The organism is Pseudomonas sp. MB-090624, from assembly GCF_003205245.1.
Classification (GTDB): Bacteria; Pseudomonadota; Gammaproteobacteria; order Pseudomonadales; family Pseudomonadaceae; genus Aquipseudomonas; species Aquipseudomonas juntendi.
In genome coordinates, this window is the sequence record NZ_QJRK01000112.1 from 1 (window position 1) to 936 (window position 936).

At 55.6% G+C, this 936-nt stretch carries 1 protein-coding gene and 1 pseudogene; one reads left to right on the plus strand and one right to left on the minus strand.

Annotation, left to right across the window (positions count from 1 at the left end; genetic code table 11):
* The coding region (locus DMX12_RS28845) for an RHS repeat-associated core domain-containing protein (protein ID WP_146226891.1) at positions 1-503 on the minus strand (503 nt) is incomplete at its 3' end.
* Positions 504-697: 194 nt separating this feature from the next.
* Between DMX12_RS28845 and DMX12_RS28850 the strand changes: the two are divergent.
* A pseudogene (locus tag DMX12_RS28850) lies at positions 698-936 on the plus strand (DUF2780 domain-containing protein); the annotation flags it as partial.

Sequence of the window (936 nt, forward strand, 5' to 3'; positions counted from 1 at the left end):
GGGGTAGGGGCAAATAACTTCCGAATCCGTTGGAAGAAGCGACCACTCGGGTCCGTGCGGTTAATAGGGTCACCTCCACAGTAAGCAGCTGGGTGCAACCCACCTTTATCGAATGGGCTCAATGGGTCAATGCTGCAGAAACGCATCAGTGCGGGGTTGTATAGTCGACGTCCTGCACCCAGGGGGTAACCATGAGTACGGGAATCACACCACTGCCCGTTGAATCCAAGAAGCGCTTGCAATTTTTCCGTAGCCAGATATCCGTAGGGTGAATACACCGCTGAGCCAGATGCGGATCCTAGGACTGAATTAGCAAAGTCAACTCGAAGTACTTTCGCTGTTTGCGATTGATCAAGTTGAGCCAGCACCACGTCATTTGCCCATAACACGTGACGATTGCCCAGCGTGGCTACTTCTGTTGCCAAATGACCATTTTTATAAAAATGCAGGCTTCGCTGAGGCGCTCGAGCCTGTGCCTTCTTGCTGGTGGAAGAGGGGCGCATGGTGGTGACCTGAATGTTGGCTGCTGTATCGGAACTCTGCGCGGTCTGAATACCCAGTACAACTGGCAGTTTTAACAGGTCATCAGCACCGAGGCGGACGACAAGAGAGGTTGACAGTCGAGGCTTAACAATCCTGCGAAATCCAAGTCACATTCGCGGTTCCCAGGCTATCCCGGCCAACGAGGTCCCTGCCAATGAAAGCATTCGCCCTGGCAACTCTGTTAACCCTGGCGTAAGCCCGGTGTTCGCATTCAGCCTCAGCGACGCTGCCAACGCCGTATTCGCCATGCAAAACCAGCAACAGCAAGGCCAGGTAAAGGCGCCCCAGGCGCAGGCCGATTTGCTCAACACCCTGGGCAGTCAGTTGAACATCACCCCCGAGCAGGCCGTGGGCGGGGCGGGGGCGATGTTGGGGTTGGCACGCAACAGCCTG